8 protein-coding genes and 4 pseudogenes are annotated in these 17,393 nt (G+C 56.8%); 6 read left to right on the top strand and 6 right to left on the bottom strand.

All coding sequences use genetic code 11. From position 1 onward, the window contains the following. The first annotated feature begins 1,278 nt into the window (after positions 1–1,278). From speD to SO139_RS37865, 3 genes and pseudogenes are all read left to right on the top strand, one after another. Entirely contained in the window at positions 1,279–1,686 is a 408-nt protein-coding gene (gene speD, locus SO139_RS37875; protein ID WP_449378417.1) for an adenosylmethionine decarboxylase, read from the top strand. Positions 1,687–1,942: 256 nt separating this feature from the next. Next, complete coding sequence (locus SO139_RS37870; protein WP_498541619.1) at positions 1,943–2,974, top strand: spermine/spermidine synthase domain-containing protein; 1,032 nt, start codon at positions 1,943–1,945, stop codon at positions 2,972–2,974. A 279-nt stretch (positions 2,975–3,253) separates the two neighbouring features. After that, positions 3,254–4,047: pseudogene (locus tag SO139_RS37865) on the top strand (IS630 family transposase); the annotation flags it as partial. A 273-nt stretch (positions 4,048–4,320) separates the two neighbouring features. On the opposite strand, the gene SO139_RS37860 reads toward SO139_RS37865, so the two are convergent. Together SO139_RS37860 and SO139_RS37855 are read right to left on the bottom strand one after the other, a co-directional pair. Then, a complete protein-coding gene (locus tag SO139_RS37860; RefSeq protein ID WP_498541626.1) occupies positions 4,321–5,433 on the bottom strand; it encodes an S-(hydroxymethyl)glutathione dehydrogenase/class III alcohol dehydrogenase in 1,113 nt (370 codons plus the stop codon). Between the two features lie 321 nt (positions 5,434–5,754). Beyond that, positions 5,755–6,134: pseudogene (locus SO139_RS37855) on the bottom strand (carbamoyltransferase N-terminal domain-containing protein); the annotation flags it as partial. A gap of 397 nt (positions 6,135–6,531) precedes the next feature. Here SO139_RS37855 and SO139_RS37850 point away from each other — a divergent pair. Next, positions 6,532–6,933, top strand: a pseudogene (locus tag SO139_RS37850) (IS5 family transposase); the annotation flags it as partial. Positions 6,934–7,915: 982 nt separating this feature from the next. Here SO139_RS37850 and SO139_RS37845 read toward each other — a convergent pair. The 4 genes from SO139_RS37845 to SO139_RS37830 form a co-directional block, all read right to left on the bottom strand. Then, positions 7,916–8,770: a radical SAM/SPASM domain-containing protein gene (locus SO139_RS37845; protein WP_498541618.1), complete on the bottom strand. Its 855-nt coding sequence runs from the start codon at positions 8,768–8,770 to the stop codon at positions 7,916–7,918. Between the two features lie 286 nt (positions 8,771–9,056). Beyond that, a complete protein-coding gene (locus SO139_RS37840; RefSeq protein ID WP_498541617.1) occupies positions 9,057–11,723 on the bottom strand; it encodes a valine--tRNA ligase in 2,667 nt (888 codons plus the stop codon). Between the two features lie 256 nt (positions 11,724–11,979). Next, positions 11,980–13,248 (bottom strand): MFS transporter, encoded by a 1,269-nt coding sequence (locus SO139_RS37835; RefSeq protein ID WP_498541616.1) that lies wholly within the window; start codon positions 13,246–13,248, stop codon positions 11,980–11,982. A 266-nt stretch (positions 13,249–13,514) separates the two neighbouring features. Next, positions 13,515–14,492, bottom strand: coding sequence for a glycosyltransferase family 2 protein (locus SO139_RS37830; protein WP_498541615.1), 978 nt, complete (start codon positions 14,490–14,492; stop codon positions 13,515–13,517). 353 nt (positions 14,493–14,845) lie between these two features. On the opposite strand from SO139_RS37830, the gene SO139_RS37825 reads away from it, so the two are divergent. Both SO139_RS37825 and SO139_RS37820 read left to right on the top strand, forming a co-directional pair. After that, positions 14,846–16,147, top strand: a complete 1,302-nt coding sequence (locus SO139_RS37825) for a hypothetical protein (RefSeq protein ID WP_498541614.1) — start codon at positions 14,846–14,848, stop codon at positions 16,145–16,147. 1,118 nt (positions 16,148–17,265) lie between these two features. After that, positions 17,266–17,393: pseudogene (locus SO139_RS37820) on the top strand (alpha/beta hydrolase); the annotation flags it as partial.

The following is a 17,393-nucleotide window of genomic DNA, read 5'->3' as shown; positions in this document are numbered from 1 at the left end:
CTACTGTTCGTTCGGCAGCGCCGTTTAATGCTGCGATCATGTTCCGCTCGTGATCAGGCGGCTCGGCGTCGCATTGTCGCGACTGAAGCGAATATCAAGCAAGTGACTGTCTCATGCTTGAGGCTGGCGCGTACACTTCGACCCAGCGAAGCATGTCAAGGATGGGCAATGGGCTGGTGAGTCTCCATCCCTTATCCGCTTCTACTTGAGTTTCTGCCGCACGATCATTGCGGAGCAATCAAGCCCCTGCACGGAGCCGAGGGAGCCATGTCGCGGTTTGGTGGTTGGTTCCGTGCATATGTCAATGCCTTGTGGGCAAAGCCTCCGCGCTGCCACTTCGGGTCTTCCAACTTCGAGTGCTGCAACGCAAAGGTCCATTTACCCGGCCAGGCATGCGCGCGTACTTGTAAACGTAGAACATGCGCTATCTCCAGGCCAGCATCTACGCTTCGCTCTCGCTGCTAACAACCTGCCGGAATTGGTAGGCTGGCTCCCTCTTGGTTGCTTGATCACAGGAAGAAGTGCCGGACGAGATTGCGCATGTTGGTCAGCTTAACGGACCGCGGGGAGTTTCATTTGAATGCCACTCCATGCCGAGGTGTCTCCGCTCCAAAACAGCACGATCTACCTCAATCGTACGGCGCTTGACATGCTCCACGAATTTGAATCGCAGCGCAAGCATTGGGCTGTGAAGGAAGAGGACCTTTACCGCGTAATGCAGATCCTGTCGTCAGCGCCCCAAGTTTTTCCAAATTGCCGAACATGAGAGTATTGAACCAACCCTCGCATCAGTGATGATGCCGTTCATCGCAGATCTCGAGGGGCACGTTCATGCAGAAGCCGGTGTCGGTGGAAGGCCATCGCCGGACCATAGAGGACAACTTCGCACCGCCAAAAACGGGCTCGCAACAATCCATTTGGATGTGCTCGTCGGAAACTGATTGCCTTTCTGTAAGCGCCCGGCGGCTGCGCGAGCGTTGCTGCGCCAGTCGGACTTAGGCACGGCCATACTACCAGAGTTGATAGTTCTCTTGCTCTTCACCTATCAGCTAAGTTGAGCTGTTTCGGAAGGCACATGTCGTGCGCGCAAAGCGCGGCCGGGAGGGGAGAAGAATCGATGCGGTTTGATTTCACCGCGCTGCGTCACACCTCTCTCAATGATTGCCCCATTCGCTCAACTTGTTTCGCCCCTGCGATCGTGTCGCCTCGTCTTCCGTTGGCAATTGCCCCGCGCCTTCAAAAGGACTATCGGATCGAAAATTCAGTTGAGAATGCAAAATGACCGATGACGGAGCGATTGATGCTGGACCGGTAAACTCTATTGGTGGATCTCATATCCTGCTTGACCTTTGGGAAGCGAACCACCTTTACGATCCGTCCATCGCGGAAGACGCAATCCGAAAAGCCGTTCGCGCAGCGAAAGCGACGCTGATCCACCTTCATGTGCATAGGTTCGTCCCAAGTCACGGCGTTTCGGCAGTAGCGTTGCTGGCCGAATCGCACATGACCTTACATACTTGGCCTGAGAGCGGCTACGTGGCTGCTGATGTTTTTGTCTGTGGCAGCGGTGATGCAAAAAGTGCAGTCGCGGTTTTGATCGAGGCTTTCCAGCCTAGACGATCTGACGTCCGCAGTGTGAGAAGAGGTAGCGGTCAGGCAAGTGGAACTTACGACCAAAGCCCATAAGGGTGCGCCGCAGCCAGACGTGGTCGCGGGAGGGGCATGCGATTGGTGGTCATGACCCGTCGACAGTAGGGCACAACGCACCAAGGGAGCCGATCAGTTCGGCCCGCCGGATCTCTCGCATCGGGCTACTGCCGCTCACCCTCATAGTCTTGACAGACAGACATAGTTTCGCGCCGATCTCGTCAAGTCACCGCATCTGGATTTGTCGTCCGCACTGCAAAACTCCATTGATCTTCAAGCGTAAGGTCATCGAATGATGAGTGAGAATTCTTCTTCGCATACGCGCAAACCCGTGGTGTCAAGGCAACGCAATCAACATCCGACTTATCTTGCGTTCTCGGAAGACAGCGATCTCTTCGATAGATACAGCTATTGTCTGCGCCGCATCATTCATTTCGGCCATACGCCTTTTCAAACTGTATGCGTTGCGGAGACCGCGAATTATGGCGTTACTCTTTTCTTGGATGGCATGATCCAAAGCGCTGCTTTGGATCAGGAACTGTATCACGAACTCTTGGTCCAACCCGCGATGCTCGCTCATCCAGCACCTAGGAATGTACTGGTTATCGGCGGGGGAGAAGGAGCGACCATTTGGCAGGCGCTACGCCATAAGTCGGTCGAGACGGCAACGATGGTTGATCTCGACAGCGAACTGATTAATGTGTGCCGGAAATATCTGAAAGACTGGCATCGAGGAGCCTTCGATGATCCCCGATGCAGGCTCGTTTTCTCGGATGGTAGAGAGTTCATCGTAAACGACCAAGATCTTTATGATGTCATTGTCATCGATTTGAGCGATCTCGTTTCCGACAGCCCGGCGCTGGCTCTCTACACTCGGGAATTTTATCTGCGTATCAAAAGGCGGCTGAGGCCTGACGGCGTTGTTGCCGTTCAGGCGCTGAGGTTTTCTTTTGCTGACGGCCGCGCTCATGCAATGCTGGCGCGAACGCTCAAGAGCGTCTTTGAGCAAGTTCATACTTACAGCGCGTTGATTCCGTCATTCTTGCGAGGTTGGGGGTTTCTCGTCGCATCTGACTGGTTCGACCCGAGCCGACTATCCGCGTCGGCTATGAATTCGACAATCTCAAAACGCTTGGAGGCATCTCTCTCTCACTTAACCGGTGAATTCTTTAGGTCGTGTTGTACCCATTGCTCACAAGCGCAAAGGCTACTTGCGTCGGACGGGCCTATCTTTGAAGATAATAAGATGGGCGATCTCGATAAGATACTCGCACAACTGGTACCTCTGCACGGTGAATTTGACCGGCTGAGCGCTGGATCAGAATAGGTCCGGCAGTTGGTTGGGATCAACGAGCAGTTCGAGCTGCGGGGTGTCCTCGGCGGCCTTCGGATGAATCCTGCTCGTTCGAGCGTCAGCACCATCTGATGAACCGATGGCGGGCTGACGTGGAAGTATTCCTGCATGTCGGTCTCGGCCGGGGACGGCGGTGTAGCCGCGTGTACAGGTGGATATTGGCCGTGCTTGGCGGTGAAGGTGTTTCCCGAGCGGCTCGCGCCGGCCATGCGGTTCAATTGGTGATCCGCGCCTCAACAGGAGGAGGCACGGATGAACGTACGCTATCGGGTCGAATTGAGCCAAAGCGAGCGCGCAGAACTCATGCACCTCATGAGCGGCGGCAGGCAGGCGGCGCGCAAGCTCAAGCGACCCCAGATCCTGCTGGCTGCCGACGCCGCCTCAACGACGAGGACATCGCTGCAAGCGTCGGGGTTGGCGGCTCGACGGTCTACCGGATCAAGCGGCGGTTTGTCGAAGGCAACCTGGAGCGCGCGCTGAGCGAAGAACTGCGCCTCGGAGCGGAGCGCAAGCTCATTGGCAAGGAGGAAGCCCTGCTGGTGGCGACCGCCTGCTCGAGCCCGCCCGCAGGGCGCGCGCGTTGGACGCTGGAGCTGTTGGCGGGAACAATGGTCTCATCGACCGCGCACGGGAGCCTGTCGCGCGAGACGGTGCGCCGCCAGAGAACGATCTAAAGCCGTGGCGCACGGACATGTGGTGTATTCCCCAGGTTGACGGCGATTACGTCGCCCGCATGGAGGACGTTCTCGATCTCTATGCCGAGGCACCCGATCCGAAGCACCCGGTGGTCTGCTTTGACGAGAGCCCGATCCAGCCGATCGGCGAGGTTCGCCCCGGCGAAGCCGTGGCAGCTCGAGCGCTACGACTGCGAGTACCGACGCAACGGTACCGCCAATCTGTTTGTCTTCGTCGATGTAAGTCGCCCCTGGCGCAGAGTGAAGGTCACCGAGCGCCGGGTCGCAGAGGACTTCGCTGCCTGCATGCGCGACCTTACCGATATCCATTATCGTGCAGCGGAGCGCTTTCGCGTGGTGCTCAACAACGTGTTGATCTGAGGCCGGCCGCACGGCAAATAGGTCAGGCGACCGGGACCGAATACCCCATCTCTTCAGAAATGGCGCCTGCGCTTCATGCTCTGGTCCTCATATGCGCCAGAGCGAACGTCAATCTGGAGTAAGTCCAGGGGGCAAGGTCTCAATGGCAGGCGAGTATACCTCCCGCGAATGAGGAGCTTCCTCCGCGAAAGTCAGCGTCATGACTCGTCCGATGCAACAGTCTTTTCGTCATACTTCCCTCCTCGTAAAGCGCAATGGTCGCGATCAATAGACAATGACAGATCGAATGGATTTGCCCCCATGCATGAGATCGAAGGCTGTGTTTATCTCGTCGAGAGGCATCGTATGGGTGATCAGATCGTCAATCTTGATCTTGCCTTCCATGTACCAGTCCACGATCCGCGGCACGTCCGTGCGACCGCGCGCTCCGCCGAAGGCGGTGCCCTTCCACACACGACCGGTGACAAGCTGCAACGGCCTGGTCGATATTTCCCTGCCGGCCTCCGCGACACCGATGATGATCGATTCACCCCAACCGCGATGACAACATTCGAGCGCTTGTCGCATGACGTTCACGTTGCCCGTGGCATCGAAGGAATAGTCGGCGCCCCCGTCCGTCAAGTCTAGGATCGCCTGCACGACCTTGTCATGTCCGACTTCGGACGGACTGATGAAATCCGTCATACCGAACTTCTTAGCCATTTCGACCTTCGCTCGGTTGATATCGACGCCAACGATCCTGTCGGCGCCCACCATTCGCGCGCCTTGAATGACGTTTAAACCGATGCCGCCGAGGCCAAAGACCACTACGTTCGATCCCGGACGCACCTTCGCTGTGTAGATCACCGCACCGATTCCGGTCGTAACGCCGCATCCGATGTAGCAGATCTTGTCGAAGGGAGCGTCTTCGCGGACCTTCGCCAGAGCGATTTCCGGCAACACCGTGAAATTTGAGAAGGTCGAGCAGCCCATGTAGTGGAAGACTTCACGTCCGTCGCAGGAGAAGCGGGTCGTCTTGTCCGGCATTAGACCTTGGCCCTGGGTAGCGCGTATCGAAGTGCACAGGTTGGAGCGCTGCGACAGGCAGGTCTTGCACTGCCGGCATTCCGGCATGTAGAGCGGAATGACGTGATCGCCTGGCCTCAGCGAGGTTACACCTTCGCCAATCTCGCGCACGATTCCCGCGCCCTCGTGGCCGAGGATCACCGGAAATTTACCTTCCGAGTCCAGACCCGACAGCGTGTAGGCGTCGGTATGACAAACGCCCGTCGCCTTGATCTCGACAAGCACCTCTCCCTGTCGCGGACCGCCGATTTCGATCGATTCTATCGACAGCGGCTTCTTGGCTTCCCAGGCGACGGCTGCTCTGGATTTCATACATGCTCCTTCGAGTGACAAATTCTGCAGGACGACGATCAGCATTCGTCACCCCGTAATTCTCTTTGCGTCAGTGATCGCGATCTATGGTGCCGCTCGCGTTCGCGTCGGCCTTGTAAGACGATGCGGATCAGTCGTTTGGGCGATCAAGTCCGGGGAAAGATCGACTGGTCGTCGAGCACCTCCCGGATTGTTTTGCTCGAGATGAGCATCTTCTTCGCCAGTTCGGCCGGACGCTCGTGCCGATCGCGGGGGTGAGCGCCGTCGCAACCGCGGTGCTGGCCTCCAGGTGTCTCTGACATACTTGCACATTCGGCGTGATGCGGAGGCCACATGGCCGAGACATGTGAATAGCTTCTATAGGGAAATGCTTTGCGTTCGAGAATCAGACCAGAGCCGTCGTACGAATTGAGAAGCCCTTCCGCATGAGGTTCCACATACGGTCCACATTTGAGAATGACTGACTCAGTACCACTGAACACCCGGGACTGGCCGTCCGCGCCGCCGTCGATCACGAACTGATCAACATCGCGCAAATTCAGCCCGTGCTCTGCCAAGGTAGAGATAACGGCATCAAGGTTTTCGATAGCTTGAGACCGCAGATTGCTATTCCGCTTCTCTTGCTCCACGCAAAAGACAAGCCGTCCGTCGATAAGAGCAATCGCTCCGTCATGGCTCAATTTGAGGCCGCAAATGCGCATAGCGCCTCCATGTCTAACGTCCAAAAATCTAGCTTCCGCCGTATCTCGATGCAGAAACTGGGCCAAGCGAACCAGCGGAATCGCGCGATGTATTCGCTCCCGAATGTCGTTTCAGCTAGCAGGTTTGTCTGATTGCAGACTCAGGCATGTTCGGTCTGATGTAACCACACACGTGATGTGCAGTGACTGCCCGCACCGTCAGCGGGCTATAGGAGACGCGGCGTTGTGGACTCTCGGCGAGCGACACCAGAGTTGGCCTAAAGTTGCTCCGCGCTAGGAAGTGGGACCTGGAATGGGGCGCGTTTGAATCTCGATCTGCAGAACGAGAAAGAGACGGCTGCTCGCAGATTCCCTTTTCTCTTTTCATTTGGTGTTGAGCGAGGCCGCCTGGGAGCGAATGGCGCCGCTGATCATAGGCCGGCCCGACCAGAAGGGCTCGACCGGGCGGGACACAGGATGTTTGTGGAAGGTGTGCTTTGGATCGTGCGGACGGGCTCACCCTGGCGTGACCTTCCGGAGGCGTTCGGAAGAGCGTATTCCGGCGCTTCAGTCGATGGAGCATCAAGGGTGGCGGATCTTCGAGGCGATGTCCGATGATCCAGACTTCGAATATCTGATCGTTGATTCCACCATCGTCCGGGCGGATCAGAACGCCGCCGAGGCGAAAAAGGGGGGGCTGAAGATCAGGCGCCTGCCGCTCGCGCGGCGGCCTGAGCCGAAGGTTCATATGGCCGTTCGCGGCTTGGGATGTCCGGTATGGTTCATGCTCGCTGCGGGCCAGAAGGGCGATGCAACACAATAGCTTCGCCAGATGTCTGTAGAGAACAAAACGAGTCTCGTGGGACGTTTTAGGATCGGACGTCGCACGGCTGAATCACCGGGCTACTTTTCCTTTGTTTCTGCATCTTCCTTACTTATCGATACAGCGCGCAGATCCGATGGTAAAGGTCGATGACGTCCTCGTCGTAGAATACGATACTAGGCCGAAAAAATCGGACAATCTATTCTCCCCGTCCGCCGCAGGGACGCCGTGCCGACCTGGAAGGTGGTCCAGCTGATAGTTAGTTAAACTACAGTCTGCACCAGACTCCGGGGCCGAAACGTCTTGCCGAGCCCCAGAAGGAGGGGGGCGCACGCAGGGGCGCGGCTGCCGAGTGGCATCGCCTGGCCTGCTCAAGCGTAGCGCCGAAGGCCGGGGAGACCGCAGCGGCGAGCGCCGTCGGCCCTTGCGGGCGCCGGGAAGCGGAGCACCTGCTCAACGTTCCAAAGCTGAAAGTCAGAGAACCTGTCTCAAGCAGGGAGCCGAAAGGGCTACCCAGTCCGCTAGTAGGCGCACGGATTCCAAATCGCGACGGCGGCTCGAGAAGTCGATTGAGCTGGTTGAAGGATGCGGGTTTTCAGCCGTCGCTCTTGGCCAGCCATACAACTTCTCGTCTTCGCGATCGTAGTGGCGATCGCGCTCGAGAGCGCACGCTTGATAGGCCACGTGGAAGTGATGCCGGGGTGACGCGAACGTCCTCCTTTTTTGAATACAGGCTCATTGGATTGAAGTGATCTCCTATTTGGCCGGCCGCGTGACACCGTCGGCGGAGTCGTCCAACCAGGACGCGCGCGAAAGCGCCACCGGCAGGCCGGGCCCGGCACGACACACACAGCGCATAGAGCCCAATCGCTTGCGACACGCTCAAGTCACGGGCGTTTCGGCCGAATATACAAAGCGCGAAGCAACTCCACACCATACGGTCGGCTGATCGATCAGTGCAAGCGCGACGTGTTGGCGATCAGCGCCAGTGATCCAGCAACTTTGGCCTGGCGTGTTCACACATTCTACAAAGCAGAAAGCCACTCGCCCCGTTCATACGATCAACGATCTGCCGAAAATCTTGCCCTTCGAAGAGCTCGTTATAGTCATCACGTAGAAGATTTCCAAAAACATGGCGCCTCTCGAAATCCATGCAACAGAGTGTGATGTCGCCGTTTGGCAAAAGAACATTGCGATAATGCCTTCCTTCAGCACATGTGAGAACTCCAGCTATCGGCGCTCGTGGTTCAGCGATCTTAGGGTCGACGCTTCCACCCCTGCTAATCAGCGATCCCTTGCGAACCAGCGCCTCGGCCGGGATGAGCTTGACGAGATCAGGATGGATCTCGCCGAAGGCAAGGAATTGTATCGAGGGAATGTCTGCGTCCACCAATTGACGGAATAAATCGAGATAAGGTTTCCTGACAAGGCGGCTATTCATGTGCTCGCCGCTATCAAATACGTGGACTATAAACGCTTTAAAGCGCAGCGGCTGTAAGCGGCGTAGATCGCGCTCGTTCATTCCCACAAGCGTTGTGTAGATTCGGATGCCATGGCCACACGCGTGAGCCTGCTCGACCATCTCTGTACAATCCCGATTGAGCCATGGTTCGGAATAGCCAGAAAAATGAATGTCGACCGCTGTCGGTAGACGCGCCAGACATCGTTTAAATCCTTCAAGCGGCAGATACTTCACATCGGAAACTGTCCTCTGACGCTCTGCGAACTTGTGTTGCGGACAGTATTTACATCCGACAATACAGCCTGTTGTGGTCGTTATTTCTAAGACCCTGCCCTCCGGTATGTGCGCCTCTCTTGAGAATGGCCTGTCCATGTTTCTCGTTCCCTGTCGGGGGCCGCTGCAAGCTCAAGTTTGGACGCAAGGCGCGATCCTGATCGAGTCTTGGGGCGCTGTCTGCGAGCCATAGGAAGCAGGATTTGGGCCACCGCTCTTCGCTGTCGCACGATTCCCACGGTGTTAGTTTCCCGACACATTGCGGTTTAGCGAAGCTCCCGTACCGGGAGCGCTCGAATTGTTGCCTGCTGGCGGGGGTGGGGGGTGTCCGATGGACGGCCGCCGAGGGACATCGAACCCGCGACGCCTGCGACCGCAGCGTCGATCAGTCCAGGACGGCCAATAATCGGGTGAGGGCTGCTTCCAGCTTGACCTGGCCAGCCTCGGCTGCAGCAAGACGGTTGCGGGCATCCTCGACGACGTGTTCGGGAGCGCGAGCAATAAAGTCCGGGTTACTGAGCTTCTTGGCCAGCTTGCCGGCCTCCGCGCCTAGGTTGGTGATCTCCTTGGTGAGGCGGGTGCGCTCTGTGGTCAGCTCTATGAATTGGGCAACCGGCAGCGCCAGCGTCGCGCCGGCGATTACATAGAAGACCGCCCCCGGGGGCACAGCGTTGACGAACCGCACGTCGGCGACGCGCAGCAGCCGGGTAATGAGTTGCGCATTAGCCGTCAGGGCCTCGCGTTGCGTCTCGGAGGCCTCGACCACCAAGAGCAGCGGACGCGCGGCGGGAGGGATGTTCAGCTCCTGGCGCACCGATCGGCCTTCGGAGATGGCATCAATGATCAGTCGGATTTCGGCATCGGCAGCCGGGTCGATCAAGCTCTCCGCGAGCTGAGGCCAGGTCGCGGTCATGATAAAGCCCTGGTGGTCGCGCGGCGCACCAAGGTGGGCTGTCTCGGCCCAAAGTTCCTCGGTGAGGAATGGCATGATCGGGTGCAGCAACTTGAGGACGACGTCCAAGACCCAAGCCGTAACAGTGCACGTCTCGTCCCGAACGGCATTGTCTGCGCCGTTCAGTGCCGGCTTGCTCAGCTCAATGTACCAATCGCAGAAGACATTCCAGATGAAGCGATAGAGGGCGTCGGCAGCCTCGCCGAAGCGGCACTCAACCAGCGCCCCGGTCACGACGTTCGTCGTCCGGGCCGTCTCGCCAACAATCCAGCGGTTCAGCGGCATCGTTGCCAGCTCCGGCGAAAACGTTTCCCGCCCGCACCTGTTCAATTGGGCGAAGCGCGTCGCATTCCAGAGCTTGGTGGCGAGATTGCGGTAGCCTTCAATGCGTTGCCGGGACAGTTTGATGTCGCGTGCAGCTCCAGACATGGCCGTCAGCGTGAAGCGCAGGGCGTCAGCTCCGAACTCGTCTACTAGATCTAAGGGGTCCATGACGTTTCCCTTCGACTTCGACATCTTCGCGCCACTTGCATCGCGCACGAGAGCATTGATGAAGACCCGCTTGAAGGGCACTTCGCCCGTAAGCTGGAGGCCCTGCATCATCATCCGGGCGATCCAGAAGGGTATGATGTCGAAACCCGTGATGAGAGTGTGAGTAGGATAGAAGCGTTTGAGGTCGGGTGTCTTGTCGGGCCAACCGAGCGTCGAGAATGGCCAAAGCGCCGAAGAGAACCAGGTGTCGAGCACGTCCTCGTCCTGAACGAGCGGCTCGTCGCGGCCATAGTGCGCGCTGGCCTGAAGCCTGGCTTCCTCTTCGGACTCCTCGACGAAGATTGTGCCGTCCGGGCCGAACCAAGCCGGAATGCGATGACCCCACCAGAGCTGACGCGAGATGGTCCAAGGCTGTATGTTCCGCATCCATTCGAAGTAGGTTTTTTCCCAGTGCCTAGGAGCGAACACTGTGTCGCCATCAACAACCGCCTTGATCGCCGGCTGCGCTAGCACCTGGGTGTTCACGAACCATTGGTCAGTCAAAAAAGGCTCGACCACCACGCCCGAGCGGTCTCCATGGGGGACCGCATGGCGGATTTTCTCGGTGCCTCGCAGCAGACCGAGGGCGTCACACTCCTCGATCACTTTCGCGCGTGCGGTAAAGCGATCTAGCCCGCGGTAGGCCTGCGGAGCGTTTTCGTTAACGCGCGCATACTCGTCTAGTATATTGATCATCGGCAGGCTATGGCGCTTGGCCACCTGAAAATCGTCGAAATCGTGGGCAGGCGTTATCTTCACCGCTCCGGAGCCCTTCTCGGGATCCGCATGTTCGTCGGCCACGATCGGAATCAGCTTGCCGACGATCGGTAGAATGACCTCTTTTCCCACGAGATGCTTGTGGCGCTCATCATCCGGGTGAACAGCGACGGCTGCGTCACCTAGCATAGTTTCGGGACGCGTTGTGCTTACAACGATCTCGCCGGAGCCATCCGCCAGTGGATAGGCGAGATGCCAGATGTGGCCCTCCATCTCACGCTGCTCGACCTCCAGGTCCGAGATTGCGGTCTGGAACTGAGGGTCCCAATTCACCAGGCGTTTGTCGCGGTAAATCAGGCCTTCCTTATGGAGGGTGACGAACACTTTGCGCACCGCGCGCGAGAGGCCCTGGTCGAGACTGAAGCGCTCCCGGCTCCAGTCGCAGGAAGCGCCTAACCTGCGCAATTGCTCAACGATCTTGCCGCCGGAGGCGGCTTTCCATTTCCAGACCTCAGCGAGGAAGTCCTCTCGGCCCATCTCGCGGCGGTTGATGTTCCCCTCCTGTGCGAGCTGGCGTTCGACCACCATTTGCGTGGCGATGCCGGCGTGGTCTGTGCCCGGTAGCCAGAGCGCTGCTTTGCCACGCATACGCTCGAAGCGGATCAATACGTCTTGCAAAGTGCTATTCAGCGCATGGCCAATATGCAGAGAACCGGTAACGTTCGGTGGCGGCATGATGATCGAAAACGGCGCTGCTTCCGGTTCATTGGTCGGCGCGAAGGCGCCCGAAGCTTCCCAAGCGGCGTACAGCCGTGGCTCAGCGCTCTTTGGATCGAAAACTTTTTCAAGCATGATTTTCTCCATCGTTAACGCGGATGGAGAATGCCGATCCATCCACAAAGTGAGGATCGGATGGCGCCGACGTTCAGCGGCGGATCACGTCCTCAACAGAGGACGGCCTACGATTCCGCGGATTGGCGTGTGAATACTCATGTTTTCCGACTAGCGCATGTTCACTTGATACACAAGCCGTATCTGATCAGCTTGGGCTTCATCAGATTGTGAGTTCTCGCGCGACTGGACCGTTGGCCCGGCACGGGGTCCATGATCAACGCACCGGAAATTTTCGGACTTGTTTTGGACCTTCGGGCTCGTCCTCTTCTCGGACTTCCTCTTCCGATAAAGAGCTTGGACGATGTGACGGTCTGAAAAGGTATAGGCCAGTAGCGACAGCCGCGATTACGCTGCCGAAAAGGGCGTATAGCTGCGCTTCACTAAAGGCCGCGAATATCGTTGGCACACTATAGACGACAAGACCGACGGCGGCCGTAATCAATGTCGTCAGGGCCTGCACTCGACCAATGAACGCTGTCTCTACGAAAGTCAGTAACGCGGCATCTGCTGCCGCGCGAGAAAGACTCCAGAGAACCCCAGCCAAAGCGTAAACGGAAACTGCTATCATTCTCTGATTTGTAAACGAGAACAGGATGAGGGACAGTCCGGCTGTAACCAGCAAGGGGATAACGGCTACGCTTAGTTTATCAGCCAAAGAGTGATGTGCTGAGCCGGCAACGGCCGCGAATCCCGCTGCTGCTGCGATCATCTCCAAGGTCCCAAAAAGACTGGTGCTGCCTTTGAGTTCATGTACCACGAACCCGGGCAGCAAAAGATTGGTCGTCTGGATAATTGAGAATGCCAAGCCAACGGCAATCGTCGCATTGAGCGCACCTGCGTCTTGGCGAAGATACCTCAGCGCCCGCCAAGAGGCTCCGAAAAATCCAATCGTGTTTCCAGTCGTAGAAGAGCGCAACGCTGAAAGGCGCATAAAGCTTAAGCAGGAAACAGCGACTAACGCCAGCACCGCCAGCAACATGGCGGTTGTAGACGAGCCGAATTTATCAATCGATAACCCTGCAAGGCCGGTGCCGGCTGCAATCCCAGTCTGCTTTGCGAGCGATATCTGAAATGACACTCTCGCTCTGTCATGTGCGGCAACGGTCATTTGCGTTAGCGCACTGATGGCGCCCATCTGAAGCGAGAACCCGAAGCCTCCGATGGCGCCCGAAGCGATCAAGATGGCGGACGAAGCGACTCCATGGGGAAGCAACTCGGGTAGGGAGAAACCCATGAATCCAATGGCACGCAGCGCTTGTCCGGCGGTTGCGACAGCTCGCTTGTCGTGCTTGTCCACGATATGGCCAGCGATGGGCGCTAATGCGAATGTTGAGCCGTTGGTGAAGATAAGGACCAGTCCAACAAACCCGGTGCCACCATAATGGAACGCGACCCAGGCCGGAATGACAATGCCGGCTCCGACAAGTATGAAGGAGATGAATAAATATGTTAGGAGGCCAAGTCTGGCACCCGAAGGCTTCATGAACGTTGATAGTCCATCGTTAACGTGCGAGCGTCATCTCTCATTCCGATCCACTTGTACATAGCAGATGTAACTATGAACCGCGAGGCGCTGATCAAGGAGCTGCCGACAGGGACGGCAAACGGAGCATATCAGCCGTCGGTCGTTGGGCGCATCCCACCGCTCAGCGGTATCGGGAGTTTCGCCAGGACCGAATAGAGCGGCATGATGGCCGTTCGGCAAGGCAAAGTGCGGTGCTGAAACCACAGCGTCAGTGCCGCAAGCGGCTATGGGGCAAGTGCGATACTGCGGTCGCCAGTCAGACGATCGAGCTCGCGTTCACGGATGAATTGCCTCGCTCGCGCCAAGTCTGATTTCGCCATGTGCGCGACGCATTCAAGTAAAGTCGGCTTCGCGGCGAAGATGCGCCGAACCCTCTCATTGTCGTCCAGGTTTGGGTAGTATTTGTCGAATAGCGGTCGGAAGTTCTCGATGGTCGCTCGAATCATCTCCAGTTCCGATACGCTCCGTTGGGAAACCCTCTGTGGATCCACATAGGCGCGGTACAGATAATACGGAGTCGAGAAGTAGGCGATTTTGTTATCCAATCCCTTTGTTATTCGATGAGAAAGCAGCGAGGCGCCGAAGCTCCAATCAGTCCATTTGACAATTTTGGGATTATAGCCACCGAGTGCGACGGCGTCCTCCGTTCGATAAACGATTGACGCCGGCACGTGATGCTTAGCTGCCACTAGCTCCTCAGTGAGGGGATAGGCGGAGCTGGTAAACCCCCTGCAATCGCCAATCATGAGAGTTGCGCAATGTGTGAAGGCGAGCCTGGGGTCGGAGCTCAATGCGTTCACGGCGCGGTCCAGGTACGCTCCCTTCTTCAGAGCAGTTTCGTTTTCGTTCAGGCAGTCATCCGCATCGACGAAGGTTGCATAAGCATACCGGGCGGCAAATAGACCGGAGTTTCGAGCCGCGGGCAGTCCCTTATTTCGATCGTGATGTATGAGACGGATAGCTTTGTTGGTGTTGAAGCTAGCGAGTATTCGCAGTGTTGTTGGATCGTTACTGCCATCGTTTACGATAATCAATTCATGCGGTATTCGGATTGGCTGACGAAGAACGGATGCGACGCATTCTGCCAAGTAGGAGCCAGCATTGTAACAGGCGACGGCTATCGTGACGCCGTGCCTTGGGCAAGGCGGCGCCAGTTCAGGTCGTGAGGGGATGGATGTGTGTGTGCCCATCATCATCGGCATTCCAGCTCAAATCCGAGATGTGACGTTCGGTACCCATCCTGGACCGAGCCAAGAGGCGCACACAAGCTGCTATTCCTGGCAGCTGGACAATGACGCTACCAGCAGTTCTTCTCGTTTGTTGTGATGCGTTCGTAAATGATGTGAGCGGATCATCCTTTCGTCGGTTCGGCAGACCCTATTCAATGTCAAATCACCTTGTAATTGTGGGATTTGGTCCCGTTTCTGGCTACAAGTACTCGCGATGCATTCGAGCCGCCATGCAATCCGGAGCTATCGCCGGATATTCAGTCATTGACCTTCAATCGCAACGTGATGCCGTCCTGCGTAGACTGGCTGGGTTGCCGGCGCAGCCAATGCATACGATGTTCGTCCCCGATCCGGATTTGCATGGCGGTCCCGATGCGACCTTGAGCCATGTCGCTCCGTTCCTTAAGGATCGTGCGAATGAAGGTATCGAAACTCTGAAGGTTGTCATCGCAACAGAACCTCAGGCGCATGAGAGCTATTTGCGGCATTGCATGTCAGCGGGATACGATACGCTAACGACCAAGCCTTTATTGGTGCCGATGCGCGACGGTGTATTCGACGGCGGCTCGATCTATCAGCGCACAAAGAATCTACTCGCCCGGGCAAAAGGCGGTAAGGGCCAGCACAGTCTGATCGTACTGGATCGTCACCACGAGATATACGAAAAGCGGATTCGTTCCCAACTCGCGGTGATGACGGAAAGACTGAACGTTCCGATCACTTCGATCAACTTCAAAACAGCATCCGGCGTGTGGAATCTTCCCTATGAATACGCACTCAGGGAAGACCACCCGTACAAGTATGGCTACGGCATGCTGATGCACGGCGCCTATCACTATGTTGATCTTGTAACCCGCCTCTTGCAAATGAGCCGTCGGATGTATGCGGACGATGAAATGTGTTTGCGCATCAGTGGCTTCTCAGCGTTTCCGAGAGATCAGGCGAAACGGCTGCCTCTTGGCATAATGAATAAGCTGGATAACTACCGTGAGCATATGGCGAGCTTTGATCCAGGAATCCACTATGGAGAGACCGATGTCGTCGCATCGTTGGCACTCTGTTTTCGCCGCACCCAGGTAACATTATGTCTAGGAACTATTGCTCTTGAACAGACGACGCCGGGGATGCGGTCATGGGGAACGTTCCCGGAGGTGCCATACAACGTCAACGGTCGACTGCACTGCACAGATGTTGGCGTCTGTTTAGGGACACTCTTTTCCATCAACGGACATGTTGTGAAAATTCCTATCTCCTCGAGGAAAAGCCAATCAGACTTGCGAGGGAAGAACATTGGGATAGTGACATCACGATCGAATGCGCTCGTTGCTGGAACCCAAGATTTCCTAACCGAAGAGCGCATAACGCATCCATATGGAAATTCCTTCTCTTATGCGGCCGAATCGGCATTGTTTCAGGACTGGATCGACGGCAGAAGAACCTACAGCAATTTAGACTCTCACTTGGCGACCGCTGCCGTGATGGATGCGTTGGCGCGCGTGGTCCAAAGCAACGGGGAAACGATTGAAATCGGTTTTGATTTTGCCGAACCCGACTGGCCGCCAACAACGTACATTTCCAATGCTGTAGTTCCGGAAGGCCGCGCAATGCAGTTTGCGGCGTCTCGATGAGATGTCGAGTTAACGCTGAATTCGAGGAGGGCAGAACCGCCATTGAAATCCCCAATCGCGGCCTAGCGTTCACCGGAGAACAGAACGAGCTGTCGGGACGGAAGATGGTTCCTGAAAGCTGCAAAGATTATAATGACAGACGTGCAGCGCGACTGCGGGAACATGGTTGGCCATCTATGCTCGAGGGCATCGGCTAGCGGAATCCGCAACTGAGTTGGCGAGCGCAAAGCGCTGGGCTGATCGAAGAAACTACGGTTGGCGGCATTTTGGAGTGACATCGCGTCTGATCCGCGATTGACACGCGCCACATGGATGCGACCCCAACGCTGTTCCGGATGACGTTGCCGCCCGCCAAGGGTTTGGAGAGGCGACTGAACTCGGCAATTGCACAGCCACGGCCTTCCCTCCGGCTGAGCAACGCCTCCCATCCTAATGTCCTTCAGAATCGCTCTTTTGGAAATGGAGGAAGTGGCAGACGTCATGATATTCTGCGTGGTTCAAGCGAACCACAGGCGTATGTGCGAATTCCCAGAAAGATCGGATCGAAAGCGAACGCCTGGAAACCGTTAGAGCAGTCTAGGCGAACATAATGAACGGAACCTGGATACGGCAAAGATCATAGTATCTGGGACGTGCTACTGTTGCCGCTCGGTGGTCGAAAAGAGCGACAGGGCGAGATAAAATGGCGCTTGGCAGACTCGTGTAAACAAACTCCATCGGGTCATCCATCGTACCAAGAAATTAAATGGCACATACAAAGTACCTTTCCGGCGTATCGTCTCATTATTTATCTTTGCGAAACGCATTTTTTGCGCCCGTTGCGTCTTCGCTCGTGTACGCATGGTCAGCATATCCTTGACTTGACCAGATTCCCGTAGCAGGCTGGCCGCTTCTGCGGGGCGCGCTTGCCGTCATTCGGTCGGTAACGATTTCGTTTTTGTCCCTTGATTGCTCCGGACCAGGGGAGACCCGCGACGGCAAAAGTTTTGTGGGAGAACAGATGAGTCGTCATACGATCGAAGGAGAAGCGGATACCTGATATTTTTGCGACAAATACCTTTTTCCGAATCCGCTGACTGCCGCGCCGATCTAACTCGTCCTTGCGGAGGAGCTATAATATGTCGACCTACGTCCTCGTCCACGGCGCCTGGCACACCGGAGCCGAGCTCGAGCCCGTCGCCGCCCCCATTCGTGCCGCCGGCCACACCGTCCATACCCCCACGATCAGGGGCAACCGGCCGGGCGA

Source organism: Bradyrhizobium sp. UFLA05-89 (genome assembly GCF_059803475.1).
This window is presented reverse-complemented; position numbering and strand designations above follow the sequence as displayed.